This is a genomic window from Kitasatospora sp. NPDC088391, from assembly GCF_044753345.1.
In the GTDB taxonomy this organism is placed as follows: domain Bacteria; phylum Actinomycetota; class Actinomycetes; order Streptomycetales; family Streptomycetaceae; genus Kitasatospora.
Map to the genome: position 1 here is coordinate 249,434 of NZ_JBIVNB010000012.1, position 23,351 is coordinate 272,784.

The following is a 23,351-nucleotide window of genomic DNA, read 5'->3' on the forward strand; positions in this document are numbered from 1 at the left end:
CCGCCCGACTGCCCCGCCCGGCCGCCCCGCGCCCGAACCCGTCGTCCGCCCGAAGCCGCCCCGTGCCCGAACCCGTCGGACGCTCCGAGCCCGTCGTGCGCCCGGTCCGGGCGTCCTACGGTCAGGACCGCACGATGTGCGCCCGGTGGCGTTCCTTCAGGACGGCCAGGGTCCGGTCGCCCGGCGTGTTCCAGACCTCCTCGTTGAACAGCTCCACCTCCACCCAGCCCCGGTAGCCCGCCGCCGCGACCCGGTCGGTCAGCCAGCCGAAGTCGATGCAGCCGTCACCGACGTGCCCCCGGCCCAGCAGCGCGTCCGCCGGGAGCGGGAGCGTCCAGTCGCAGACCTGGTACGCGGCGATCCGCCCACCCGCCCCCGCCCGGGCCAACTGGGACTCCAACTCCGGGTCCCACCAGACGTGGTAGCTGTCCACCACGACACCGACCCGGTCGGCCGGGTGCGGCTCGGCCAGATCGAGCGCCTGGCCCAGCGTGGACACCACCGCACGGTCGGCACAGAACATCGGGTGCAACGGCTCGATCGCCAACCGGACGCCGAAGTCACCCGCGTGCGGGGCGAGTTCACCGATCATGTCGGCGACCTGACGGCGCGCGCCGGCCAGGTCCCGGCTGCTGGCCGGAAGCCCGCCGACCACCAGCACCAGCGTGTCGGTGCCGAGCTCGGCCGCCTCCTCGATCGCCGCCAGGTTGTCCGCGAAAGCCGCCCGCCGCGCCGACTCGTCCCCGGCCGTCAGGAAACCGCCCCGGCACAGGCTGCTCACCACCAGCCCCGCGTCCCGGCACAGCCGGGCCGCCCGCGCCGGGCCCACCTCCGCGACCTTGTCCCGCCACAGCCCGATCGCCGGAATGCCGGCGTCCACGCACCCGCGCACCGCCTCCTCCAGGCTCCACCCCTTGGTGGTGATCTGGTTCAGCGACAGCCGCTCGCACCCCTCGGCGACCCGCCCGGCTCCCATGCCCGCACTCCCGCTCATACCCGTACTCCCGCTCATGCCCGCACTCCCGCCAGCGCCAGGAACTCCCGCATCCGACCGGCGGCCAACTCCGGATCGGCCAACACCCCTGCGGCGTCCGCCAGTCGGAACAGCTCCACCAGGTGGCTCACCGATCGGCCGCTCTGCGCGCCCGCCACCATCGTGAAGTGGTCCTGGTGTCCGCACAGCCAGGCCAGGAACACGATGCCCGTCTTGTAGTGGAACGTGGGCGCCGCGAACAGGTGCCGCGCCAGCGGCACCGTCGGGCCGAACAGCGCCTCGTAGCGGTCCGTGTCACCGGCGTCCAGCGCCTGCAGGGCCGCCGCCGCGACCGGCGCGATCGGATCGAACACCCCCAGCAGGGCATCGCTGTGCCCGGCCGCGTCGCCCCGGATCAGCTCCGGATAGTTGAAGTCGTCACCCGTGTACAGCCGCACCCCGTCCGGGAGTTCACGCCGCAGCGCGACCTCCCGACCCGCGTCCAGCAGCGACACCTTGATGCCGTCGATCCGCCCCGGACGGCTCCGGATCAACTCCAATACCGTCGCCGCGGCCGCGTCGAGGTCCGCCGAACCCCAGTAGCCCGCCAGCGCCGGATCGAACATCTCGCCCAACCAGTGCAGGATCACCGGCCGTTCGGACTGCTCGACCAGCCGCCCGTACACCGAGAGGTAGTCCTCCGGGCCGCGCGCCGTCGCGGCCAGCGCCCGGCTCGCCATCAGGATCGGCTGCGCCCCGGCCGCCTCCACCACCGCCAACTGCTCCTCGTACGCGGCCACCACCTCCGCCAACGACACCTCCGCAGAGACGAGTTGGTCGGTTCCCGCGCCACAGGCCAGCCGCCCGCCGACAGCCCGCGCCTCCGCCCCCGCCCGGGCGATCAGCTCCCGGGTCGCCGCCCAGTCCAGGCCCATGCCGCGCTGCGCGGTGTCCATCGCGTCGGCGACCCCGAGGCCCAGCGACCACAGGCGGTGGCGGAACGCCATCGTCGCCTCCCAGTCCACGGCCGCCGGCGCCCCCGGGGCGTTGCCGCCCAGCGGATCGGCCACCACGTGGGCGGCCGCGAACGCCACCCGGGAGGAGGACGGCCCCGGCGGGACGGGGAACTGCTGCGGGTCGCGCAGCCGGTACCGGCCGATGCCGGGAAGGTCGAGATGCGTCATGGTGTCAGACCTCGGAGGTCGGCCGATCGCACGGATCGCGGTCGGGGGAGGGGAGCAGGGGTCGGGAGGGAGTAGAGGTCGAGAAGGGGGAAGGGACGGCTCAGAGGGTGAGTTCGGGGACGTCCAGGCGGCGGCCCTCACGGGCCGAGCGCAGGCCCAGCTCGGCCAACTGCACGCCCTTGGCGCCCTCCAGCAGGTCCCACTGGTACGGCGAGTCCGTCACCACGTGCCGCAGGAACAGCTCCCACTGCACCTTGAACCCGTTGTCGAACTCGCCGTTGTCCGGCACCTGCTGCCACTGCGAACGGAACGGCTCGGTCGCCGGCAGGTCCGGGTTCCAGACCGGCTTCGGGGTCGTCGCACGGTGCTGCACCCGGCAGTTGCGCAGCCCGGCCACCGCGCTGCCCTCGGTGCCGTCCACCTGGAACTCCACCAGCTCGTCCCGGTCCACCCGCACCGCCCAGGAGGAGTTGACCTGCGCGACGATCCCGCCCTCCAGCTCGAACACCCCGTACGCGGCGTCGTCGGCCGTCGCCCGGTACGGACGGCCCCGCTCGTCGACCCGCTCCGGGACGTGCGTCGCCGCGTGCGCGTACACCGAACGGACCGGGGCGACGATCCCGTCCAGCACGTAGCGCCAGTGCGGGAACATGTCCAGGATCATGCCGCCGCCGTCCTCGGCCCGGTAGTTCCACGACGGGCGCTGCGCCTCCTGCCAGTCGCCCTCGAACACCCAGTAGCCGAACTCGCCGCGCACGGAGAGGATGCGGCCGAAGAACCCGCCGTCCACCAGCCGCTTGAGCTTCAGCAGGCCGGGCAGGAACAGCTTGTCCTGGACCGCTCCGTTGCGGACCCCGGCATCCCGGGCGAGCCGCGCCAACTCCAGTGCGGCGTCCAGGGACTCGGCGGTCGGCTTCTCGGTGTAGACGTGCTTCCCGGCGGCGATCGCGGCCTTGATCGCCCCCTCCCGGGCGGGGGTGACCTGGGCGTCGAAGTAGATCTCCGCCAGCGGGTGGGCCAGCGCCTCGTCCAGCGAGGTGGTCCAGTGCTCCAGGCCGTGCCGGGCCGCCAGCTCCGCCAACTTGGCGGCGCTGCGGCCGACCAGGATCGGCTCCGGCCACAGCACCTCGCCGTCGCCGAGCGGCAGCCCGCCCTGCTCGCGGATGGCCAGGATCGAGCGCACCAGGTGCTGGCGGTAGCCCATCCGGCCGGTGACGCCGTTCATGACGATGCCGATGACCCTGCGGGACATGAGGGAGGTCCTTTCGTGGACGGTGCCGGGGCGCGGCCCGCTGGCCGCTCGCCCCCGCACCTGACAGGTCGGCCTCGGACGATCGACGCCGGACGGGCAGGTTTGGAAAGCGCTTTCCGCACTGGCCCGAAGAAGCCCGGACGAGCCGGTCGGAAATCGCTTTCCGATCGGCTCGCCCGGGCGGTCGACCGACCCGGCGGAGGTGTTGCGAGACTTGATGGAAAGCGCTTTCCAAGGTGGCCGCGAAGAGCCCTCGGAAAGCGCTTTCCATCGCCGAGGCTAGGCCGCCGGATCGCTGCGGTCAAGGCAGTCCGGCCGGGCGGTAATCTGATGCCTCGATCAAGGGGCCTCGATCGTCGGGGCGCAGCGCGAGGGAACGAGGAGCATCGGTGGCTGTCACTCTCGGGGACGTAGCCCGGCACGCCGGGGTCTCGCTGGCCACTGCCTCGCGGGCGCTGAACGGCTCGGCCCGGTCGGTGACGGAGGAGCTGTCCGCGAAGGTCCGGGCCAGCGCGGAGGCGCTGGGCTACCTGCCCAACGCCCCGGCCCAGGCGCTGGCCCGCTCCACGGGTTCGACGATCGGAGTGCTGCTGCACGACGTCGCGGACCCGTACTTCGGCGGGATCGCCCGGGGGGTGGGCGACGCTGCCGCGCGGGCGGGCCTGCTGTCGCTGGTGGTCAGCACGGACGGCGATCCCCGGCGGGAGTTGGAGGCGATCCGGACGCTGCACGCGCACCGGGCCCGGGCGATCGTGCTGGCCGGCTCGGCGTACACCGATTTCGCCGCGCGGCGGCAGCTGGACGAGGCGCTGGCGGTCTATCAGGAGCAGGGCGGCCGGGTGGTGGCGATCACCGAGCACGGCGTCGAGTACGACACCGTGGACGTCCACAACGAGAGCGGCGCGACCTCCCTCACCTATGCCCTGCAGCAGCTCGGCCACCGCAGGTTCGCGGTGATCACCGGCCCGGAGCGGATGCAGGTGGCCGTGGACCGGCTCGACGGCGTCCTGACGGGGCTGCGCCAGACCGGTCTGGAGCTGGCGGAAGGGATGCTCCAGCGGGCCGAGTTCACCCGGGAGGGCGGTCAGGCCGCGATGGCGCGCATCCTGGACGTCGCCCGGGAGAGTGGAACTCCCTTGCCCACGGCGGTGATCGCGCTGTCCGACATCTGCGCGGCCGGTGCGCTGGCCGAACTGCGGGCGCGCGGGATCGCGGTGCCGGGCGAGATCTCGGTGGCGGGCTTCGACGACATCCCGTTGGCGACGGACCTGGCTCCGGCGCTCAGCACCGTCCGGCTGCCGCTGGTCGCGATGGGGGAGTCCGCGGTGCGCCTGGCGCTCCGCGAGCCGGGCGCCCGGCGGGACGTCAGCGAGGCTTTCGCGGAGGTGGTGCTGCGCGACAGCACGGCCGCCCCGAGGGTGGACTGACGGTCGGTCGGGCCCTACTGCCGGTCGACGTTCCCCAACTCCCTTCGGGGCGGGCTATTCGGGGGATTGCGGCCCGGTTGCCGGGTGGTGCGGTTATCGGTCGGGGTGCCGGGCCAGGTGGCGGCGGACGCGGGCGAGGCGGGCGGCGTTGCGTTCCGGGGCGTCGATGCCGAGGGCGACGCGCCGTTCCAGCCGGGCGGCGACCACTTCGGCGAGCGGGGTGTCGGGCGCTTTGCGCCACCGGCCGGTCGAGCGGCGGGTGAACAGGACCTCGGAGTCGTCGAGTTGGCCCTCGGAGGCGCGTACCCGGACCAGGGCGAGACGTGCGCGGTTGCGCACCGTGTGGTGGTCGGCCCGGCGGGAGCGGGCGATGTTCCGGCGGGAGCTCTTGTCGTTCTCGCCGTACGCGTTGCGGCGGTCCTTGAGGTAGCTGAGCCGCTTCTTCTCCTGCGGGGTCTTCCGTCTCATGCCGCCAGGGTGGCCGACCGGCGCCGTCCCCGCACCCGGTTTTCGGTCCGCCGTGCGCGGGCGCGGTCGGTCCGACGGGCTTTCCCGGGTGGGGAGTTGGAACGTCGGCTGGATGAGTGAGGAGAGGGCCGCGGGTGCGGGCGCCGGGCGGTTCGACCGGTCGCCAGGTGCTGGCGGTGCGGGTGGCCGGTGCGCGCGGCGTGCTGGACCTGGGGTGTGCGGACGGGCCGCTGCTGGAGGAACTGGGCGGCCGGGGTGCGCAGATGCTGGCGGGGATCGATTTGTCGGCGGCGGAGATCGGGTCGGCCCGCCACCGCCCGGCGCTCGCGGGCTCGGGTCTGCGGGTCGGGCGGGCACAGCAACGGCCTTTCGCGGACGGCGCGTTCGACGCGGTGGTGTCGTACCTGGCGTTGAGGCTGATGGCGGACGTGGAGCAGGTGGTGCGGGAGGCGGCGCGGGTGCTGCGGCCGGGTGGCACGTTCGCGGTCGCGGTGGGCGGCGGCGCGGTGGAGCTGTTCCTGGAGTTGGCCGGCCCGTACCCCGACGTGGCCCCGGCCGGGCGCCGGATGCCGCGGATCGGAGACCGGCGGACCCGCCGCCGGGAGGGCCTGGAAGGGCTGCTGGGGCCGGCCGGGTTCGGCCCGCTGTCCTGGACCGGTGGCGGTCGACCTCGGGGCCGGTGGCCCGGACCGGGTCCGGCGGGTCGTCACCGCGGGCTTCTACGACCTGGTGGCCCTGGACGGCGGCCAACTGTCCGCGTTGCGGGCCGAGTTCGAGTGGGAGTGCGGCCGGTTGGCGGGGGCGGACGGCCGGGTGCCGTGCGGCATGTGGATCAACTGCGCGACGGCGCGGCTGCTGCCTGCCGACAGTGATGGCGGCGGTGATGCTGGTGGTGCCGAGTGAGGCGGTGCCGGGGGCGGGCGGCTACGCCGGGCGCGGCTCCGGTTCGGCGGGGCGGCGGGTGGCGGCCGGTCCGGCGGCGGCCATCAGGGCGTGCCAGGGGGTGGCGTCGAAGATCAGGTCGATGCCGGTGATCCGTCCGTCCCGGAGCCGGAAGTGTTCGGCGGTGTGCTGGGTGCCGACGGGCGAGGCGGTGTGGACGTCGTACACCAGGGTGGCCCGGTCCTCAGCGTAGAACTCGCTGATCAGGTCGACCGAGGTGACGATGCGCAACAGGCCGTCGAGCCCGTCGAGGTGGCCGGTCGGGCTGTCGGAGCGGACGAAGGGACTGCGGAAGGCGAACCCGGGGCCGGTCTGAGCGGCGGCGGTGTCGACGTCGCCGCGGAAGCGGGCCTCGTGGTAGACGCGGACGGGGTGGTCGGCTGCGGGGCGGACGGGTCGGTCGGGAGCGGTGTTCGGTCGGTCGGTGCCGGTCATGGCGGGCCTCCGTGGGCCGGGGCGGCGGGGTGTGGTGGCGGGCGGGATGTGGTGGCGGGGGGCGACGGGCAGGTGCTCAGCGTCCGGCGTTCAAGTGCTGTTCGATCAGGTGCTGGTTGGCGACCAGGCGCAGGCAGAGATGGCGGAAAGCGGCGAGTTCCTCGGGCGTGAAGCCGCGGAAGACGGCGGACATGGCGCGTTGGGTGGGCTGCCGGAAGGCGTCGAGCCAGGCTTCGCCCTCGACGGTGAGCAGGACGCGGACCGAGCGCCGGTCGTCCGGGTCCTGGGCGCGGCGGACCAGGTGGTCGCGTTCGAGGGTGTCGACCAGGCCGGTGACGTTGCGGGAGCTGACGCCGGCGGCCCGGGCGAGTTCGCCGACGCTGAGGCCGCGGTCGCGGTCCTCGGCGGTGGCGAGGCGGGTGAGGATGTCGAGGGCGCCGGCGCTGAGGCCGCGGCCGCCCGCGCCGTGGGAGCGGAGCCGGTCGAGGGCCTGGGCGGCGGAGCGGACGGCGGCGGCGGCCTCCAGCGGGAGGATGTCGCCGCCCCGGGCGAACGCGTGCAGCGAGGTGCGCAGCGCGGGGTCGTAGAGGTGGCCGTTCGGGTCCTCGGCCGTGCCGGAATTATGTACGTCCTTCATCATGAAGCCCTACCCTAACTGCTGGCACCTCGTCGGGCCAGTGCCGAGCGGGCAGCCCCCGCAGCCCCCGTCTCCGCCCCCACAGTCCCCGTCCAGGCCCTCGCGCAGCTGCCCCGCGCCCCCGCAGTCGCCCACCCGGCCACCCGGTCACCCGGTCGCCGGGTCACCCGCCCCCCCCGCGCCGGGCGGCGCGCCGTCGGCTCGCCCGGACGGCCCAGTGGCGCGCCGCAGTCGGACCAGTGGTCGAGCGGACACGGAGGGTGATCACCTAAGGTCCGGGGCGGAGGGACGTCGCTGACGGGGCGTCAGTCCGATCAGCTCGTCGGACGCTAGCTAGGAGAGTGCGCGTGGCCGGGACACCGCCGCCCCCCGGGGACGGACCAGCCGGACCGGACCCGGCGGAACCGTCCGCCCTGCCGGGCGGCACCTCGACCGCGCTGCGCGCCTCGGGGGTGGCCGCCGGGGCGAGCGTGCTGCTGGTGGTGGCGATCGTGCTCGGCAGCCGGGGCCTGCGGGACTTCGACTCGGCGCTGGTGCCGTACGCGGTGGCGACGGTCTTCCTGACCTTCGGCGTGGTCTACCGGTACATGGTGTGGGTGTCCGCGCCCGCCGCCCGCCGACTGTTCACGGAGGGCTGGAAGGCGGCGCTGTCCTGGGAGAACCTGAAGCGCTCGCCCGCCGCGCTGCCGAAGATGATCGCCACCTACCTGGGTTTCCAGAAGTTCCTCGGCGCCCGCTCGCACGCCCGCTGGGCCGCCCACCAACTGATCTTCTGGGGCTGCCTGCTGGCGGCCGCGATCACCTTCCCGCTGACCTGGGGCTGGTTCACCTTCACCTCCTCCAGCGCGAACGGCCCGGGCTACGAGATGCGGCTGTGGGGCTTCAAGCTGTTCGGCTTCGACTCCGGCAGCCTGCTCGGCTGGGCGCTCTACCACGGCCTCGACCTGGCGGCCGTGATGGTGATCGGCGGCGCCGGCTACTTCCTGTGGCGCCGGATGCGGGACCGCGCCGCGACCACCGGCCAGCGCTTCGGCTACGACTTCGTGCCACTGCTCGCACTGCTCACCATCTCGGTGACCGGCCTGCTGCTGACCTTCTCCGAGATGTTCCTGCACGGCGGCGGCTACGAGTTCCTGGCGATCCTGCACATGGTGTCGGTGGTGCTGACCCTGGTCTACCTGCCGTTCGGGAAGTTCTTCCACATCGTGCAGCGCCCCGCCGCCGTCGGCATGCAGCTGTTCAAGTACACGGCCAGGCGCCGGGGAACGGACGAGCAGGAACTCCAGGCGTGCCGGCGCTGCGGGCAGCCGATCGACACCGTCGCCGCCGTGCAGAACCTGCGCGCCACCATGCGCGACCTCGACCTCGCCTTCGACGGGTGGGCCGAGTACTGCCCGCGCTGCAAGCGGGTGCTGCGCGGCACCGCCTACCTCTCCGACGTCAAGCGAGGCTTCAAGTGACCGCCGAACACGTCCCGTTGGACCCGAGCGTCGCCCCGCTCGGCACCCGCGGCTTCCGCGACGCGGGCGGTCTGCCCGCCGCCGCCTGGCGGGCCGACCAGACCGAGCAGACCCTGGTCCCCACCCACTGCTGCTTCTGCGGCGTGCAGTGCGGCATGTACCTGCGGGTGGACGGCCACGGCAAGGTGTTCGGGGTCGAGCCGCGCAACCACGACATCAACCGGATGCGCCTGTGCCCCAAGGGCATCAACGCCTACCAGCAGGTCAACCACCCGGACCGGCTGACCGCGCCGCTGCTGCGCCGCAGCCGCGACGAGCCGTTCCGCGAGGTGAGCTGGGAGGAGGCGCTGGACCACACGGTCGCCGAGGTCCGGCGCATCCAGCAGGAGAGCGGCCGGGACGCCTTCGGGATGCTCGGCGGCGCCAGCCTGTTCTCCGAGAAGACGTACCTGGTCGGCAAGTTCGCCCGGGTCGCGCTGAAGACCCGGCACGTCGACTACAACGGCCGGCTCTGCATGGTCAGCGCGGCGGGCGCCAACAAGCTGGCCTTCGGCATCGACCGGGCCGCCAACCCGTTCTCCGACATCCTGCAGACCGACTGCCTGCTGATCGCCGGCTCCAACGTCGGCGAGTGCTTCCCGGTGATGACCCAGTACGTGTGGGGCGCCCGCGACCGCGGCGCCACCCTGATCGTCGTCGACCCGCGGGAGACCGCCGTCGCCCGGACCGCCGACATCCACGTCGCCCTCAAGTCCGGTACGGACGCGGCGTTCTTCAACGCGGTGCTGCACGTCATCGTCGAGGAGGGCCTCACCGACGAGGCGTTCCTCGCCGCGCACACCACCGGCTGGGACGAGGTCAGGGCCACCGTCAAGGCGTACCCGCCCAGCCGCGCCGCCGAGATCTGCGGCATCCCGGAGGAGCAAGTCGTCCAGGTGGCCAGGGTGTTCGGCCGGGCGCGGCGGGCGATGGCCTGGCACGCGCGCGGCATCGAGCACCACACCCAGGGCGTCGAGAACTGCCTGACCGTCATCAACCTGTGCACCGCCACCGGCAACCTCGGCCGCCCGGGCGCCGGTTACGGCACCATCACCGGCCAGGGCAACGGCCAGGGCGGCCGCGAGCACGGCCAGAAGTCCGACCTGCTGCCCGGCGGCCGCTCCATCAACGACCCGGCGCACCGCCGCCAGGTCGCCGCGATCTGGGGCATCGAGGAGTCCGAACTCCCGCAGGCCGGAACGTCGATGATGGAAATGGTCTGGCAGATGCAGCGCGGCGAGATCCGCGGCCTGATCGGCGTCTGCAACAACCCCTTCGTCTCGCTGCCCAACTACGCGGTGGTGAAGGACGGTTACGACCAGTTGGAGTTCCACGCCCAGTTCGACTTCTTCCTCTCCGAGACTGCCGCCAACGCGCACGTGGTCTTCCCCGTCACGACCTGGGCCGAGGACGAGGGCGTGATGGCCAACGCCGAGGCCCGCGTGGTCAAGCACAACAAGGCGCAGGAGCCGCCCGAGGGCGTGCGCACCGACACCTGGGTGCTGTGCGAACTCGCCCGACGCCTCGGCCAGGGCAGCAAGTTCGCCTTCGAGGGCTCCCGCGAGGTCTTCGACGAGCTGCGCCGCGCCTCGGCCGGCACCGTCATCGACTACTACGGCATCACCTACGAGCGGCTGGAGCGGACCGGCGGCATCGCCTGGCCCTGCCCGAGCCTCGAACACCCGGGAACGCCGAGGCTGTTCGAGGGCGGCCGGACGTACCACCCGGACGGGAAGGTCCACCTGCAGGTGGTGGAGTGGCACCCGCCGGCCGACCCGTACAGCGACGACTTCCCGATGACGCTGACCACCGGGCGCACCGTCGCGCACTTCCTGTCCGGCAACCAGACCCGGCGGCTGGGCGGCCTGGTCGAGCAGACGCCGCGCCCCTGGGTCGAGGTCCACCCGTCGCACGGCTTCGCCAACGGCGACCCGGTGCGGGTGACGACCCGGCGCGGCACCTCGGTGCTGCCCGCGCTGGTGACCGAGGCGATCCGCCCCGACCACGTCTTCGTGCCCTACCACTGGCCGTACCCCGTCGCGGCCAACGAGTTGACGATCGACGCCCTGGACCCGCGCTCGAAGATCCCCGAGTACAAGGTGTGCGCGGTCCGGATCGAGCGCGCCGAGACGATCGACCCGGTGCCCGCGCCACCGGTGCCGCCGGGCCGGGAGGCCTACCCGGAGGCCCAGGTCTCGCGCACCGACCCGCTGCCGCCGACCTCGCCGCAGGGCCGCGGCACCGCCGAGAGGGGCTGACCGCCGATGCTGGGACGCACCATCTTCATCGACCCCGGCCGCTGCATCGGCTGCCAGGCCTGCGTGTCGGCGTGCCGCGAATGCGACTCGCACCGCGGCAAGTCGATGATCCACCTCGACTACCCGGACGAGGGCCGCTCGGTGGCCTCGCTGCCGACCGTCTGCATGCACTGCCAGGACCCGGTCGCGCCGTGCGCCGAGGTCTGCCCGGCCGAGGCGATCCTGATCACTGCGGACGGCGTCGTCCAGGAGGCCGACCCGACCCGCTGCATCGGCTGCGCGAACTGTGTCAGCGCCTGCCCGTTCGGCGTCCCCAAGATCGATCTGGAGGCCAAGCTCCAGATGAAGTGCAACCTCTGCTACGACCGCACCTCCTACGGGCTGGCGCCGATGTGCGCCACGGTCTGCCCGACCGGCGCGCTGTTCTACGGCACCGTCGAGGAGTTGCAGGCCGAGCGCCCCGGCGTGGACGTCTCCACGCTGTTCGCGTTCGGCGACACCACGGTCTCCACCGGCGTCGCCATGGTGGTGCCGGCCGAGCGCCGCACCCCCGTCCCCGGCGGGATGCTGAACCTGATCGAGGTCAACGGGCGGCCCACGCCCGGGAACGGAGTACCGGCGTGAGCGGCCCCGTCAACCCGCCCGAGCCGGACGGCGCCGAGGACGGCCGCCGGGCCGAACGGGCCGCGCTGCGCGAACGGATCAGCGCCGACCCGCTGACCACCCGCCGCGACTACCTGCGGATCGTCGCCACCGTCTCCGGCGGCCTGGTGGTCGGCTCCACCGTCGTCTCCGCCGGGGTGCTGCACCGCCACGGCGACGGCGAGGCGGGCGCGGTGAAGGTCGCCGACCGGCTGGAGCCCGGCCAGGCGATCAGCTTCGACTACCCCGGCGAGGACGACCGGGCGATGGCGATCCGGCTGCCCGACGGCACCCTGGTCGGCTACTCCACGGTCTGCACCCACCTCGCCTGCGGGGTGCTCTGGCGGCGCGACGAGGGCACCGACGGCGACCTCTACTGCCCCTGCCACGAAGGGAAGTTCGACTCCCGGACCGGCGAGGTCACCGGCGGCCCGCCGCCCCGCCCGCTGCCCAAGGTGGTGATGGTCGAGGATGCCCAGGGCGCGGTCTGGGCGGTCGGCACCGCCCGCTCCGGCGAGGACGAGCAGGAGGGCCTGTGCCGGGGTCTGCGCCAACGCGACCCGCAACTCGCCGACCGGGCGGGCTGCGCGAGCCGGAAGAGCGGCAAATGACCATCCCCGAAAGTGAATTGACGTGCCGTCAAGAAAGCTGCGGAGGTGGGCGATGAGCGTTCCCGAGGGCCACTACCCCGAGGACTACCACCCGGGCAGCGACGAGCCCCGGCTCAACCGGCCCGTCCACGAACGGTATCCGCAGATCCGGTCGACCTCCGGCTACGCCGACCCCCGCGTCACCGCGACCGGCCCCGGCCCCGGCGCGGGCACCGACCAGCAGCCGGAGCGCTCCGCGATCCTGTCCGCCCGGCTCGCCCTGGTCATCACCATCGTGATCGGCCAGCTGTGGGCCCTGACGGTCGCCACCGACGCCTGGATGCGCGGCCACGTCGCCACCGCCTGGTGGTGCACCGGATTCAGCGCCGCGTCCTTCCTGGTCGTCCTGCTGGCCTGGCGGATCTCGCCCAACGACCGCTGAACCGGGTGCCGTTGGCCGCCCCTTGCGCACCCCTCGCCGGGAGCGGCCGACGCCCCGTACGCTGTCCCCCGGCCGCCCGAGGCGAGCGCCGGGACAGAGCGCGGCACCGACCGGACCCGGTCCGTGCCGCGCGGGGGAACGCGCCGTGCGGGGCGCGGGAAGGGCACAGCGCATGAGCGAGCACATCGGCGTGATCGGACGGATCGGCACCGCCCCGGGACCGGGCGGGCCCACCATCACCCCGGGTCCGGACGGGACCGTCGCCGTCCCCTGGGCCACAACTGCCCTGCCGGACGCGGCCGTCCGGCCGGGTCAGGTGGTCCTGCCGGAGCAGGCCGCCCCGCCGAGGGCGGCGGTCGCCGACCCCGTCCAGCACCGGCCGTTCCCCGACCGGCAGGCCGTCCTGCGGGCCGCCGCCCTGGTGCCGGTGGCGCTCGGGCGGATGGACGCCGCCCACCCCGTCGGGCCGCTGCCGCTCGCCACCACCACCCCGGCCGAGGTTTCCACCGGCGGCCTGCACTGGGACGGCGCGGCCGGGAGGCTGGTCCTCCACCCGCGGCCGGACACCGTGGTCGCGGCCCGGATCGAGATCCTCACCGTCGCCGAACACCCGCTCGGCACCGCCGCGGTGGGCCCCGACGGCCGGATCGACTGGCCCGCCCGGGCCCGGCTCGGCGACACCCCCGTGGTCTGGGACGACCACACGGACCGCCCGGCCGAAGGCAGCCGGCACCCCTGCTTCCTCGCCGTCACCGGCGAGTCCCGGGCCGTGCTGATCCAGGCCGAGGGCGAGCACAGCCTCGACTTCAACGAGGCCCTGCTCCGCGTCACCGGGGCCCTCGCCGACGCCCTCGACCGCGTCCCGGCCGGCCTGGACCGTCCCGCGGCGATCGCCCGCCTGGTCGTCCTGCTGATCGACGCCGGCGCCCGCTACCTGGTCCCCGCCGACCCGTACGACCTCGCCGCCTGGGAACCCCGACTGGGCCGCGCCTACCTCGCGTTGAACGAGCAGGCCCGGCAGCGGCGGGACGGCACGCCGGACGGGGGACCGGCCCCGCACCGGCCGCTGCGCTACCGGGCCGCCCTGCGCGCCGACCCGCCCGGGATCGTGCTGACGCCGGTGCTCCCCAGGAACGGCCAGTGGCTGCCCGCGATGGACCCGGCCGCCCTGGACCTGCCCTGCTACGGGGCCACGGCGCGGTAGCGGGCCACGCCGGGCCGCCCCCCCCGGAACCCGGACGGGTGCCCGGGCGGGCCCGGCGGCGGGCGGCCCGTCAGGGCAGCGGGCGGGGGCGCTGGGCGAGGACGGCGCCCAACAGCAGGCCGACGGCGATCGCGACCACCGTGGTGACCATGGACAGCAGGTCGTGGAAGCCCCGCACGGGATGGCCGCCGGCCAGGCTGGTCAGGCCGCGCATGCCGAGCGAGCCCACGGTGAGGGTGAAGAAGCCGGGCAGGGCGAGCAGCAGCCGCGGCGGCGCGGCCGGCCGCCGGGCGAGCACGGTGGCGAGGGCCCCGAGGAAGGCCGCCGCGACGAAGGTGCCGCCGACCTCGCCGACCAGCTTCGTCGCCGCGGACTGCACCCCCACCGTCAGGTAGACCGTCGCCAGCAGCGGCAGCAGCAGCCGCCACGGGACCGCGAACGCCAGCACCGTGCCGACCGTGAACACCACCCAGGACAGGAACGTCGCCCAGCGCGGCAGGTCGGCGTGCGCGGCGAGGTCGAACAGCGCCGAGGTGTCGCCGCCGGTCGCGTAGACGCCCAGCATCACGCCCAGGTACAGCTGGAGCAGCAGGAACGCCGCGTACACCAGGCGGATCGCGCCGGTGGTGACGAACCCGGCGGCGAGTTCGGTGGCGGCGGCGGACAGCAGGTCGCCGGGCACGAAGTAGAACAGTGCGGGCAGCATCAGCAGCACCGCGCCGCCGTGCGCGGGCGTCCGGGCGAACACCTCCAGCACCAGCACCGACACGGCCGTCGCGGCGACCAGCGGCAGCACCTTCGCCAGCCGGGGCCACCGGCCCGCCGCGAGCGCCAGCGCGGCCGTGACCAGGGCCAGGGCGGCGGTGCTGCCGACCTCGTACCAGGTGGGCTGCATCAGCGGCGCGAACCCGACCGAGAACAGCACGATGCCCAGGCCCTTCAGCCACCACGGGTACGGCGCGGGCGAGCCGTCGATCGCGGCGAGGGTCCGCTCGGCCTCGGCGAGGGTGTACCGGCCCCGCCCGACGTCCCGGGTCCAGGGCTTCAGCGCGGCCACCTTGTCGAGCCGCGCGACGTCCGGGAAAGCCCTTACCGCGACGGTCCGGGTCTCGCCGCCGACCAGCACCGTCAGGGTCGCGCCGTCCGGCACCAGCACCATCGAGGTGCGGGCGCCGAAGCCCGCCGCGACCCCCGCCACCGCGTGCTCCAACTCCGACGCGCCCTCGCCGCTCGCGGCCAGCAGCATCCGGGTCAGTTCGGCCAGCAGCGCCGTCAGCCGGTCCGGCGTCACCTCGCCCGCCCCGGACGCCCGGACCGTTCGCGCGCCGTCCATCCGTGCCTCCCGGGCCGCCGAACCTGACACCTGGCCGCACCAGGCCACCTCGTCCGTCCCATCGTCGCCCGACCCGGACCGGGCCGCCCGCCGAAGTGCGACGCCCGAACGGCGGTGATACCACTCGTATGACCTGTGCAACGACCTGTGGAAGGGAGCCGGGCGATGGACGACTATCCGCTGCTCAACCTGTTCTGGACGATGCTCTGGCTGTTCCTCTGGATCCTCTGGTTCTTCCTGCTCTTCAAGGTGCTGACCGACATCTTCCGCAGCCACGACATGGGCGGATGGGGCAAGGCCGGCTGGACGATCTTCGTGATCCTCCTCCCGTACCTCGGCGTCCTGGTCTACCTGATCGCCCGCGGCAAGGAGATGGGCCAGCGCGACCGGGCACTCGCCGTGCAGGCGGAAAGCGATTTCCAGGACTACATCCGAAAAGCCGCCGGCACCGAGGACCGGAACGCCGGCCCCCGGCACGTCGACGAACTCGCCCGACTCGCCGACCTCAAGAACAGCGGCGCGATCTCCGAGGAGGAGTTCCGGCAGGCCAAGCAGAAGCTGCTCGCCTGACCGCAGAGGCACCGACACCGGCCCCGACGGCCCGGACCCGTGCGGAACCCCCGCACCGGCCCGGGCCGCAGGCATCGGAGCGACACCGACGCCCCGCCCCCGGGCGGGCGGGAGGAGGACCACCGGGTGTTGCCACCGCACCTGACACCCGAGGTGTTCGACCGCGCCATCGTCGCGATCGCCCTCACCGCCGGCCCCGACCACCGGCTGGTCTACTACAACGACGCCTTCCGCGACCTGTTCGGCGACCGCCCGCTCGACCGGCCCGCGCACCAGGTGTTCACCGAACCCGGCGCGGACCGCCTCCTCGCCACCCTGGACGCCGTCCTGGCCGACGGCACCGCCCGGCAGGTCACCGCGCACCGCACCCTCGGCTGCCGGGCCGGCCGCGCCACCCACCGGCACTTCGTGTACTCCTGCTCGCCCGCCGCGACCCGGCACGGCCCCGGCGTCCTCGCCGCCGCCATCGACACCACCGCCGAACTGCACTCCGCCCTGGAGGCGGAACGCCTCTCCGCCGAGCGCCTGCACGCCCTGCAGCGCTACGAGGCCCTGACGGCCGCCGCCGCCCGGATGGTCTGGGTCGTCGGCGCCGACGGCAGCACCAGCGAACTCGTGCCCGGCTGGCAGGACCTCACCGGCCGCCCCTTCCCCGCCACCGTCGACGCCGACTGGCTGGACGCCGTCCACCCCCGGGACCGCGCGGGCGTCGCCGCCCGCTGGGTCGCCGCCCTGGAACTGCCCGCCGTCTTCGAGCACACCTTCCGGGTCCGCTCCGCCGACGGCGGCTACCGGCACGTCCGCTCCCGCGCCGTCCCCGTGGTCCGCGACGGCGAAGGCACCGAATGGATCGGCACCACCGCCGACATCGAGGACCAGTGGCGCAACCGCCTGCGCGAACGCCTGCTCGCCCGGGCCGGCGCCGTCACCGAGGCCGACCGCGCCGAGGACGCCTTCGCCGCCCTCGCCGCCACCCTCGTCCCCGACCTCACCGACGTCTGCGCCGTCTACCTGCTGCCCGAACCCGACGCCGCCGCCGGCCGGGTCGTCGCCACCCGGATCGCCGCCGTCGCCCGCCCCGGACTGCCCCCGCTGCCCCCACTCGGACGGCAGACCTTCACCCTCGGCGAGCACGCCCGGAAAGCGGTTTCCGACCGCCGCCCCGCACAGTTCCGGTTCACCGCCGGAAAACTGCCCGACGGCACCGTCCCCGACATCTCCGCCCGGTGGCTGCGCGCCACCCGCGCCACCGCCCTCACCCTGCTGCCGATCGTCGTCGACGGCGCCGTCGTCGCCCTCGCCGCCACCGCGTGCTGCGAGGACGCCCCGCCGCCCGGACCCGCCGACATCGACCTCCAGCACGAAGTCCTGCAACGCGCCCAGGCCCCGCTGCGCCAGGCCCTCGCCCTGCAGCGCGCCCGGCACGCCGTCGTCGTCCTGCAGCGCGCCATGCTCACCACCCCGCCCGAGATCGGCGGCGCCGCGTTCGCCGCCCGCTACCAGCCCGGCAGCCGCAACGCCGAGGTCGGCGGCGACTGGTACGACGCCTTCGCGCTGCCCGACGGCTCGCTCGCGATGACCATCGGCGACGTGGCCGGCCACGACCTGGCCGCCGCCACCACCATGGGCCAGCTGCGCGCGATGCTGCGCTCCATCGCCTACACCCGCACCCACGCCCACACGCCCGCCGACACCCTGCGCGAACTCGACACCGCCGCCGAGGGGTTGGGCGTCGGCAGTTTCGCCACCGCGGTGCACGCCCGGCTGGTGCGGCGCGGCGCGGACGGCGGCTGGGAACTCCAGTGGGCCAACGCCGGCCACCCGCCGCCCGTCCTGGTCCCCGTCGACGGGCCGCCCCGGCTGCTGGCCGCCGAGGACGCCGATGTCCCGCTGTGCGTCGACCCGCGCCGCCCCCGGGTGACGCACCGCCACCCCGTCGCCCCCGGCGAGACCCTGCTGCTCTACACCGACGGCCTGGTCGAAGTCCCCGGCGAGGACCTCGGCGACGGCATCGCCCGACTCTGCGCGGCCGCCGCCGAAGCCCGCCACCGCCCGCTCGCCGACCTCTGCGACCACCTGGTCGGCCGGGTCGCCGACGTCCGCGACGACATCGCCGTCGTCGCCTTCCGCCCCGACCCGCCGCCTGCCCGGCCGCGGTGAACGCCGACCGGACAGGCAGCGGAGCAGGAGCAGGAGCAGGAGCAGGAGCAGGAGCAGGAGCAGGAGCAGGAGCGGGGCAGAGGGGTCAGAGCCCCGGGGCGGGGTCCGTCAGGGGCGGGCCTTCGGGGCGTTCTCGGCGGTCTTCGCCGGGTCGAACTCGGCGACGGGGGAGAGGATCTCGTCCATCCGGGCGAGCAGTGCGGGCTCCAGCTTCACCCCGGCGGCCTTGACGTTCTCGGTGACCTGTTCGGGCCGGGAGGCGCCGATGATCGCGGCCGACACGTTCGGGTTCTGCAGCACCCAGGCGACGGCGAGCTGGGCGAGCGAGAGCCCGGCCTCCTCGGCGAGCGGGCCCAACAGCTGGACGCGCTCCAGGACTTCGGGACGCAGCCAGCGGGCGACGAAGTTGGCGCCGCCCTTGTCATCGGTGGCCCGGGAGCCGGCCGGCGGTTCGGCGCCCGGCCGGTACTTGCCGGTGAGCACACCCTGTGCGATCGGCGACCAGACCACCTGGCCGATGCCCAACTCCTCGCAGGTGGGCACGACTTCGCCCTCGATGACGCGCCACAGCGCGCTGTACTGGGGCTGGCTGGAGACGAACGGCACCCGCAGTTCGCGGGCCAGCGCGTGCCCGGCCCGGATCTGCCCGGCCGTCCACTCGGAGACGCCGATGTAGAGCGCCTTGCCGGAGCGGACCACGTCGGCGAACGCCTCCATGGTCTCCTCCAGCGGGGTGGAGGGGTCGTAGCGGTGCGCCTGGTAGACGTCGACGTAGTCGGTCTGCAGGCGGCGCAGCGAGCCGTCGATGGACTCCATGACGTGCTTGCGGCCCAGGCCGCGGTCGTTGCGGCCGGGGCCGGTGGGCCAGAACACCTTGGTGAGGATCTCCAGGCCCTCGCGGCGCTCGCCCTTGAGGGCGCGGCCGAGCACCGATTCGGCGCGGGTCTCGGCGTACACGTCGGCGGTGTCGAAGGTGGTGATGCCCGCGTCGAGGGCGGCGCGGATGCACGCGGCCGCGGTGTCCTCCTCGACCTGCGAGCCGTGGGTGAGCCAGTTGCCGTAGGCGATCTCGCTGACGATCAGGCCGCTGCGGCCCAGGTGGCGGAATTCCATGGTCCGTACGGTACGTCAGGCGGGCCCGGTCGGCGGATACCATCGCCGTGCCGCGGGTGCCGGGTGCGGGCCGATGCCGGGCGGTGCGGGGCGCGTGCCTGGTGCGCGGCCCGGTCGTGGACGTTCAGTGGCGGCGCCGCCGGAGGGGCGGGCGGGGTCGCCGGAGCGGAGGATGAGGCCGTGGACCACCCGCAGGAACCGGAGCCCCGGCGGATCGGCGGGGTGCCGCCGGAGCCCGCCCGGTGGAGCCGGCAGCGGCTGCGCAGCAACAACGAGTGGCTGCTGCTGGAGCTGCTGCGCACCGGCGGCCCGTCCTCGCGGGCCCAACTGGCCCGGGACACCGGCCTGTCGAAGCCGACGGTGTCGGCGGCGCTGGGTTCGCTGGCGGCGGCCGGACTGGTCCGGGAGGCGGGCACGTTCGCGCCCGAGCGGGGCCGGACGGCGGTGCTGTACCGGGCGGACGCGGCGGCCGGGCACGTGCTCGGGGTGGACGTGGGCCGGGCCCGGCTGCGGGTCGCGGTCGCGGACCTGGCGGGCCGGGTGGTGGCACGCCGGGACGTGCCGAACCGGGGCCGGACGGGTGCGGCGGTCGCCGACGCGCTGGTCGCCACCGCGCGCGAGGCGGTCGCGGACGCCGGGTTGGCGGACGGGGCGGTGGTCCGGGCGGTGATCGGCAGCCCGGGGGTGTGGGACGCGCGCAGCCGGGTGGTGCGGCACGCCGCGCACCTGCCGGGCTGGGCCCGGCCCGGTCTGTTCGACCGGATCGGGGACGGCCTGGGCGTGCCGGTGGAGGTCGGCAACGACGCGAACCTGGCGGCCCTGGGCGAGTACACCTACGGTGCGGGGCGGGGGAGTTCGGTCTTCGCGTACCTGCTGGTCGGTACCGGCCTCGGTGTCGGTCTGGTCCGGGGCGGCGAGCTGTGGACGGGGGCGCGCGGTGCGGCCGGGGAGATCGGCATGCTGCAACTCCCCTGGCTAGGAGAAGGAGTGACGGAAGGTCAGGGCGCGGAGCTGGAGGGGCTGGTGGCCGCCGGGGCGGTGGTCCGGGACGCGCGGCGGCGCGGGCTGGCGGGGGCGTCGACGGCCGCGCAGGTGTTCGCGGCGGCCCGGGCCGGGGAGCCCGCGGCGCTGGCGGCGGTCGCCCGCGAGGCGGAGCAACTCGCCTTCGCCGTGGCGGTGGTGGCGGCGGTCGCCGATCCGGAGCTGGTGGTGCTGGGCGGCGGCCTGGGCCGCAGCGCGGACCTGCTGCTGCCGCCGCTGGAGGACGCGCTGCGGCGGGTCTGCGTGCTGCGGCCCCGGCTGGTGGCGAGCGAACTGGGCGAGGACGCGGTGCTGTTGGGCGCGGTGGCGACGGCGCTGGAGGCGGCCCGGCTGGAGGTGTTCGTCCGCCGGACCGCCGGTCCCTGAGCCGCGCCGCCGGGCCGGGAGCGTCGTAGGGCCGGGAGCGTCGTGGGGCCGGTCGGTCAGTCGGTCAGCAGGGCCTCGATCCGGGCGGCGTAGCGGCCGGCGGGCGCGGCGTCCTGCTGGAACAGGAACAGCTCGGGTTCGATCAGTTCGAGCTCCATCAGGCACGGCTCGCCCGCCGCGTCGAGGACCAGGTCGACCCGGGCGTACTCGATCTGACCGGCGTGCGGCGCGGCCGCCAACGCGGCCTCGGCGGCGGCGAGTTCGGCCCCGGACGGGTCGTGCGGGTGGACGGTGCCGCCGAGGTACTGGTGGATGCGGTAGTCGCCGGGCGCGGCGGCCTTGCGGACGGCGTGGCTGAACTCGCCGCCGAGGAAGACCAGCGAGGTCTCGCCACGGGTGAGGACCGACTCGGCGAGCGGCTGGACCAGGGCGTCGCGCCCCGACCCGGTCAGCTCCGCCAGGTGGGCGGCCGCGGCCGGGGCGTCGGCCGTGGTGCGGATGGTGTCGCGGGCGCCGACCGAGACGGCGGGCTTGACCACCAGGGCGGCGCCGGTGCCGAACGCGGCCAGCGCGTCGGCCTGTTGATCCCGGTCGGCGCCAGCCGGGACCAGGCGGGTGGGCAGCACGGGCACGCCGGCGGCGGCGAGTTCCAGCAGGTAGCCCTTGTGGCTGTTCCAGGCGACCAGGCCGACCGGGTTGCGGAGCTTCGTCCGCCCGCCGATCTCCCGCAGCGTGGCCAGGAACTCCTCGTGGCGCTGCGAGTAGTCCCAGGTGGTGCGGACCAGGGCCAGGCCGTACCCGGACCAGTCGGCGGGCTCGTCCCAGGGTACGAGGTCGGCGCTCAGGCCGCGGTCGGTCAGGGCCCGGAGCAGGAGTTCGTCCTCCGGCACGTCGAGGGGCATGGTGCGGCCGGTCAGCAGGGCTATGCGGGTGCTCATGCGGGTCACGTTACGTACCCGTAGCAGCCCGCTGTCAACGGGTTTGCCGGGCGGGCGGGTGCCGCCGGTGGGAGTGGGCGCGGACAGGGGCCGGTGGTCGTCCGGGGGCGGGCCTTTGGGCCCTACCGGCGGCGCGGGCCCGGGCGGAGGCTCGGAGCAGGAAGACCAGGCAGGACGGGCCCGAGGAGTGATCCGCGATGACCGGGGCGACAGCAGGGGCGGGGAAGGTACTGGACGCGGGCGAGCTGCGGGAGCTGGTCGCGGCGGCGGGCGCGGCGCCCTCGCTGCACAACAGCCAGCCCTGGCGGTTCCGTTCGGCCGAGGACGGCTCCGGCGTGCTGGTGTTCGCCGACCGGACGCGGGCGGTGCCGCTGGCCGACCCGGACGGGCGCGCGCTGCTGGTGTCGGTGGGCGCGGCGCTGTTCAACCTGCGGGCCGCCGCGGCCCGCAACGGCCTGCCCGTCGGGACGGAACTGCTGCCGGACCGGGCGGACCTGGCGGACCGGGCAGACGGGACGGACGGGGCGGGCGCGGAGGAGCGGCCCGTCGCGGTGCTGCGCTTCGGTCCGCGCGGAGTGCCGTACCCGCCGGCCGAGTTGGCGGACGCGATCGGGCGGCGGCACTCCAGTAGGGAGCCGTTCGGGAACCGGGACGTGCCGGAGGCGGTGGTCGGCGAGCTGATCGCCGCGGCCGCCGCGGAGGGCGCGGTGCTGGAGTTCCTGGAGGAGGCCGGGGCCCGCCGGGTGCTGGCGCTGACCGCGGAGGCGGAGGCGCGGATCGCCGGGGACGCGGCCCGCCGCGCGGAGACCGGGAGTTGGCTGCGCGAGGAGCCCGCCGCCGACGGCATCCCGGAGCGGGCGCTCGGCCCGCAGGACCCCGAATCCCGGGTTCCCGTCCGGGACTTCGCCGGGCACGGCCCCGACCACCCCGAGCGCTTCGAGGCGCTGCCGCAGGTGGCGACGGTCGCCACCGCGGGCGACACCCCCGCCGACTGGCTGCGGGCCGGGCAGGCGATGGAACGGGTCTGGCTGCTGGCGACCGCCCGCGGCCTGCGGGTGTCGGTCCTGCACCAGGCCGTCGAACTGCCCGACACCCGCGGCGCGTTGCGCGATCCCGACGGCGGCCCCGGCACCGGATCGATCCAGGTGGTGCTGCGGGTCGGCTACGGCCCGCCCGGAGCGGCCACCCCGCGCCGGGACGTCGAGGACCTGCTGGGTGGCCCGGTCGTCTGACCGGGCGGCCGCTGTCGGTGCCCCGGGGGATGATCGGTCCGGACACATCCCCGAACGGACGGAGCGGCCCGGTGGCGGTCACCGATGAGCGGATGGCGCAGTACGCCTTCCTGCGGGCGATGGCGGGCGACGGGTACTACCCCGCCCACCTGGTGGAGAAGGGCTGCGGCATCCTGCGCGCCCTCTGCGAGCGGATCGAGGCCGAACGGCCGCGCACGCTCGACGAGTTGTACGTGCTGACGCACGCCGCCACCGAGCGCTTCAACGACCTCGACGCCGAACTCCAGGACGCCGACAGCGAGATCGAGACCGTGGCCCGCGAACAGATCGGCGCGGACTTCCGGGAGATCGCCCGCGCCTACGGCTTCCCCGACGCCGACTCGGAGGACCTGATCGCCCCGCGCGACTGGTGACCGGCCCTGCCAGGCCCTGCCCGGCCCGGAGCAAGCCGTTCGGGAGCACGCGCGAAGGGCGCGACCGGAGCCGGTCGCGCCCTTCGGCTGCGGTGACGGGGTGTCAGCCGGTCTTGACCTGCTCGGTGAGTTGGGGGAGGACCTGGAAGAGGTCGCCGACGATGCCGTAGTCGACGAGGTCGAAGATGGGGGCTTCGGGGTCCTTGTTGACGGCGACGATGGTCTTGCTGGT

Annotated in this window: 22 protein-coding genes and 2 pseudogenes; 14 read left to right on the plus strand and 10 right to left on the minus strand. The window is 74.6% G+C overall.

Annotation, left to right across the window (positions count from 1 at the left end; translation table 11 throughout):
• Positions 1-121: 121 nt before the first annotated feature.
• The 3 genes from ACIQBJ_RS30315 to ACIQBJ_RS30325 all read right to left on the minus strand — a co-directional run bounded on the left by ACIQBJ_RS30315 (position 122) and on the right by ACIQBJ_RS30325 (position 3,409).
• Positions 122-994, minus strand: a complete 873-nt coding sequence (locus ACIQBJ_RS30315) for a sugar phosphate isomerase/epimerase family protein (protein WP_400716875.1) — start codon at positions 992-994, stop codon at positions 122-124.
• A 14-nt stretch (positions 995-1,008) separates the two neighbouring features.
• Positions 1,009-2,157, minus strand: a complete 1,149-nt coding sequence (locus ACIQBJ_RS30320; RefSeq protein WP_400716878.1) for a dihydrodipicolinate synthase family protein — start codon at positions 2,155-2,157, stop codon at positions 1,009-1,011.
• Between the two features lie 100 nt (positions 2,158-2,257).
• Positions 2,258-3,409, minus strand: coding sequence for a Gfo/Idh/MocA family protein (locus tag ACIQBJ_RS30325; protein ID WP_400716880.1), 1,152 nt, complete (start codon positions 3,407-3,409; stop codon positions 2,258-2,260).
• 389 nt (positions 3,410-3,798) lie between these two features.
• On the opposite strand from ACIQBJ_RS30325, the gene ACIQBJ_RS30330 reads away from it, so the two are divergent.
• Complete coding sequence (locus tag ACIQBJ_RS30330) at positions 3,799-4,836, plus strand: LacI family DNA-binding transcriptional regulator (protein ID WP_400716882.1); 1,038 nt, start codon at positions 3,799-3,801, stop codon at positions 4,834-4,836.
• 93 nt (positions 4,837-4,929) lie between these two features.
• On the opposite strand, the gene ACIQBJ_RS30335 is transcribed toward ACIQBJ_RS30330, so the two are convergent.
• Complete coding sequence (locus ACIQBJ_RS30335) at positions 4,930-5,304, minus strand: hypothetical protein (RefSeq protein WP_400716884.1); 375 nt, start codon at positions 5,302-5,304, stop codon at positions 4,930-4,932.
• Positions 5,305-5,504: 200 nt separating this feature from the next.
• On the opposite strand from ACIQBJ_RS30335, the pseudogene ACIQBJ_RS30340 reads away from it, so the two are divergent.
• Positions 5,505-5,738: pseudogene (locus tag ACIQBJ_RS30340) on the plus strand (class I SAM-dependent methyltransferase); the annotation flags it as partial.
• Positions 5,739-5,961: 223 nt separating this feature from the next.
• Positions 5,962-6,207, plus strand: a complete 246-nt coding sequence (locus ACIQBJ_RS30345) for a hypothetical protein (protein WP_400716945.1) — start codon at positions 5,962-5,964, stop codon at positions 6,205-6,207.
• 21 nt (positions 6,208-6,228) lie between these two features.
• Here the strand turns inward: ACIQBJ_RS30345 and ACIQBJ_RS30350 are convergent, their stop codons facing one another.
• Positions 6,229-6,681: a hypothetical protein gene (locus tag ACIQBJ_RS30350; protein WP_400716886.1), complete on the minus strand. Its 453-nt coding sequence runs from the start codon at positions 6,679-6,681 to the stop codon at positions 6,229-6,231.
• Between the two features lie 76 nt (positions 6,682-6,757).
• On the minus strand, positions 6,758-7,321 hold the full coding sequence (locus tag ACIQBJ_RS30355) for a MarR family winged helix-turn-helix transcriptional regulator (RefSeq protein WP_400716888.1): 564 nt from the start codon (positions 7,319-7,321) through the stop codon (positions 6,758-6,760).
• Positions 7,322-7,665: 344 nt separating this feature from the next.
• Between ACIQBJ_RS30355 and ACIQBJ_RS30360 the strand changes: the two genes are divergently transcribed.
• The 6 genes from ACIQBJ_RS30360 (at position 7,666) to ACIQBJ_RS30385 (ending at position 13,953) form a co-directional block, all read left to right on the plus strand.
• Positions 7,666-8,778, plus strand: coding sequence for an MFS transporter (locus ACIQBJ_RS30360; RefSeq protein WP_400716891.1), 1,113 nt, complete (start codon positions 7,666-7,668; stop codon positions 8,776-8,778).
• Positions 8,775-11,075: a molybdopterin oxidoreductase family protein gene (locus ACIQBJ_RS30365; protein ID WP_400716893.1), complete on the plus strand. Its 2,301-nt coding sequence runs from the start codon at positions 8,775-8,777 to the stop codon at positions 11,073-11,075. Before ACIQBJ_RS30360 ends, ACIQBJ_RS30365 begins: the two co-directional genes overlap by 4 nt.
• Positions 11,076-11,081: 6 nt before the next feature.
• On the plus strand, positions 11,082-11,699 hold the full coding sequence (locus tag ACIQBJ_RS30370) for a 4Fe-4S dicluster domain-containing protein (RefSeq protein WP_400716896.1): 618 nt from the start codon (positions 11,082-11,084) through the stop codon (positions 11,697-11,699).
• The gene (locus ACIQBJ_RS30375) at positions 11,696-12,328 is read left to right on the plus strand and encodes a ubiquinol-cytochrome c reductase iron-sulfur subunit (protein WP_400716899.1); all 633 of its coding nucleotides are present in this window, start codon (positions 11,696-11,698) and stop codon (positions 12,326-12,328) included. The genes ACIQBJ_RS30370 and ACIQBJ_RS30375 overlap by 4 nt, the downstream gene beginning before the upstream one ends.
• Before the next feature lie 52 nt (positions 12,329-12,380).
• Complete coding sequence (locus ACIQBJ_RS30380) at positions 12,381-12,749, plus strand: hypothetical protein (RefSeq protein ID WP_400716902.1); 369 nt, start codon at positions 12,381-12,383, stop codon at positions 12,747-12,749.
• Between the two features lie 172 nt (positions 12,750-12,921).
• Positions 12,922-13,953, plus strand: a complete 1,032-nt coding sequence (locus tag ACIQBJ_RS30385) for a hypothetical protein (RefSeq protein ID WP_400716904.1) — start codon at positions 12,922-12,924, stop codon at positions 13,951-13,953.
• A gap of 70 nt (positions 13,954-14,023) precedes the next feature.
• Here ACIQBJ_RS30385 and ACIQBJ_RS30390 read toward each other — a convergent pair whose 3' ends face one another.
• A complete protein-coding gene (locus ACIQBJ_RS30390) occupies positions 14,024-15,286 on the minus strand; it encodes a threonine/serine exporter ThrE family protein (protein WP_400716907.1) in 1,263 nt (420 codons plus the stop codon).
• Between the two features lie 165 nt (positions 15,287-15,451).
• Here ACIQBJ_RS30390 and ACIQBJ_RS30395 point away from each other — a divergent pair, with 165 nt between their 5' ends.
• Both ACIQBJ_RS30395 and ACIQBJ_RS30400 read left to right on the plus strand, forming a co-directional pair.
• Positions 15,452-15,856 (plus strand): SHOCT domain-containing protein, encoded by a 405-nt coding sequence (locus ACIQBJ_RS30395; protein ID WP_400716910.1) that lies wholly within the window; start codon positions 15,452-15,454, stop codon positions 15,854-15,856.
• Between the two features lie 126 nt (positions 15,857-15,982).
• Positions 15,983-18,016: a SpoIIE family protein phosphatase gene (locus ACIQBJ_RS30400; protein WP_400716912.1), complete on the plus strand. Its 2,034-nt coding sequence runs from the start codon at positions 15,983-15,985 to the stop codon at positions 18,014-18,016.
• Positions 18,017-18,124: 108 nt separating this feature from the next.
• On the opposite strand, the gene ACIQBJ_RS30405 is transcribed toward ACIQBJ_RS30400, so the two are convergent.
• The gene (locus tag ACIQBJ_RS30405; RefSeq protein WP_400716914.1) at positions 18,125-19,129 is read right to left on the minus strand and encodes an aldo/keto reductase family protein; all 1,005 of its coding nucleotides are present in this window, start codon (positions 19,127-19,129) and stop codon (positions 18,125-18,127) included.
• Positions 19,130-19,309: 180 nt separating this feature from the next.
• Here ACIQBJ_RS30405 and ACIQBJ_RS30410 point away from each other — a divergent pair, with 180 nt between their 5' ends.
• Positions 19,310-20,536 (plus strand): ROK family protein, encoded by a 1,227-nt coding sequence (locus ACIQBJ_RS30410; protein ID WP_400716917.1) that lies wholly within the window; start codon positions 19,310-19,312, stop codon positions 20,534-20,536.
• Positions 20,537-20,592: 56 nt separating this feature from the next.
• Here the strand turns inward: ACIQBJ_RS30410 and ACIQBJ_RS30415 are convergent, their stop codons facing one another.
• Positions 20,593-21,474: a RimK family alpha-L-glutamate ligase gene (locus ACIQBJ_RS30415; RefSeq protein ID WP_400716919.1), complete on the minus strand. Its 882-nt coding sequence runs from the start codon at positions 21,472-21,474 to the stop codon at positions 20,593-20,595.
• Between the two features lie 197 nt (positions 21,475-21,671).
• Between ACIQBJ_RS30415 and ACIQBJ_RS30420 the strand changes: the two genes are divergently transcribed.
• Together ACIQBJ_RS30420 and ACIQBJ_RS30425 are read left to right on the plus strand one after the other, a co-directional pair.
• On the plus strand, positions 21,672-22,706 hold the full coding sequence (locus ACIQBJ_RS30420; protein WP_400716922.1) for an Acg family FMN-binding oxidoreductase: 1,035 nt from the start codon (positions 21,672-21,674) through the stop codon (positions 22,704-22,706).
• 71 nt (positions 22,707-22,777) lie between these two features.
• Positions 22,778-23,119 carry a DUF5713 family protein gene (locus tag ACIQBJ_RS30425; RefSeq protein WP_400716924.1) on the plus strand — a complete coding sequence of 114 codons (342 nt, stop codon included), beginning with the start codon at positions 22,778-22,780 and terminating at the stop codon, positions 23,117-23,119.
• Between the two features lie 103 nt (positions 23,120-23,222).
• On the opposite strand, the pseudogene ACIQBJ_RS30430 reads toward ACIQBJ_RS30425, so the two are convergent.
• Positions 23,223-23,351, minus strand: a pseudogene (locus ACIQBJ_RS30430) (electron transfer flavoprotein subunit alpha/FixB family protein); the annotation flags it as partial.

Excerpts from the sequence above, each read along its gene's own strand:
- ACIQBJ_RS30315 (WP_400716875.1), bottom strand. The coding sequence starts at position 994 with ATGAGCGGGAGTGCGGGCATGGGAGCCGGGCGGGTCGCCGAGGGGTGC.
- ACIQBJ_RS30320 (WP_400716878.1), bottom strand. The coding sequence starts at position 2,157 with ATGACGCATCTCGACCTTCCCGGCATCGGCCGGTACCGGCTGCGCGAC.
- ACIQBJ_RS30325 (WP_400716880.1), bottom strand. The coding sequence starts at position 3,409 with ATGTCCCGCAGGGTCATCGGCATCGTCATGAACGGCGTCACCGGCCGG.
- ACIQBJ_RS30335 (WP_400716884.1), bottom strand. The coding sequence starts at position 5,304 with ATGAGACGGAAGACCCCGCAGGAGAAGAAGCGGCTCAGCTACCTCAAG.
- ACIQBJ_RS30350 (WP_400716886.1), bottom strand. The coding sequence starts at position 6,681 with ATGACCGGCACCGACCGACCGAACACCGCTCCCGACCGACCCGTCCGC.
- ACIQBJ_RS30355 (WP_400716888.1), bottom strand. The coding sequence starts at position 7,321 with ATGATGAAGGACGTACATAATTCCGGCACGGCCGAGGACCCGAACGGC.
- ACIQBJ_RS30370 (WP_400716896.1), top strand. The coding sequence starts at position 11,082 with ATGCTGGGACGCACCATCTTCATCGACCCCGGCCGCTGCATCGGCTGC.
- ACIQBJ_RS30380 (WP_400716902.1), top strand. The coding sequence starts at position 12,381 with ATGAGCGTTCCCGAGGGCCACTACCCCGAGGACTACCACCCGGGCAGC.
- ACIQBJ_RS30385 (WP_400716904.1), top strand. The coding sequence starts at position 12,922 with ATGAGCGAGCACATCGGCGTGATCGGACGGATCGGCACCGCCCCGGGA.
- ACIQBJ_RS30390 (WP_400716907.1), bottom strand. The coding sequence starts at position 15,286 with ATGGACGGCGCGCGAACGGTCCGGGCGTCCGGGGCGGGCGAGGTGACG.
- ACIQBJ_RS30395 (WP_400716910.1), top strand. The coding sequence starts at position 15,452 with ATGGACGACTATCCGCTGCTCAACCTGTTCTGGACGATGCTCTGGCTG.
- ACIQBJ_RS30405 (WP_400716914.1), bottom strand. The coding sequence starts at position 19,129 with ATGGAATTCCGCCACCTGGGCCGCAGCGGCCTGATCGTCAGCGAGATC.
- ACIQBJ_RS30415 (WP_400716919.1), bottom strand. The coding sequence starts at position 21,474 with ATGAGCACCCGCATAGCCCTGCTGACCGGCCGCACCATGCCCCTCGAC.
- ACIQBJ_RS30420 (WP_400716922.1), top strand. The coding sequence starts at position 21,672 with ATGACCGGGGCGACAGCAGGGGCGGGGAAGGTACTGGACGCGGGCGAG.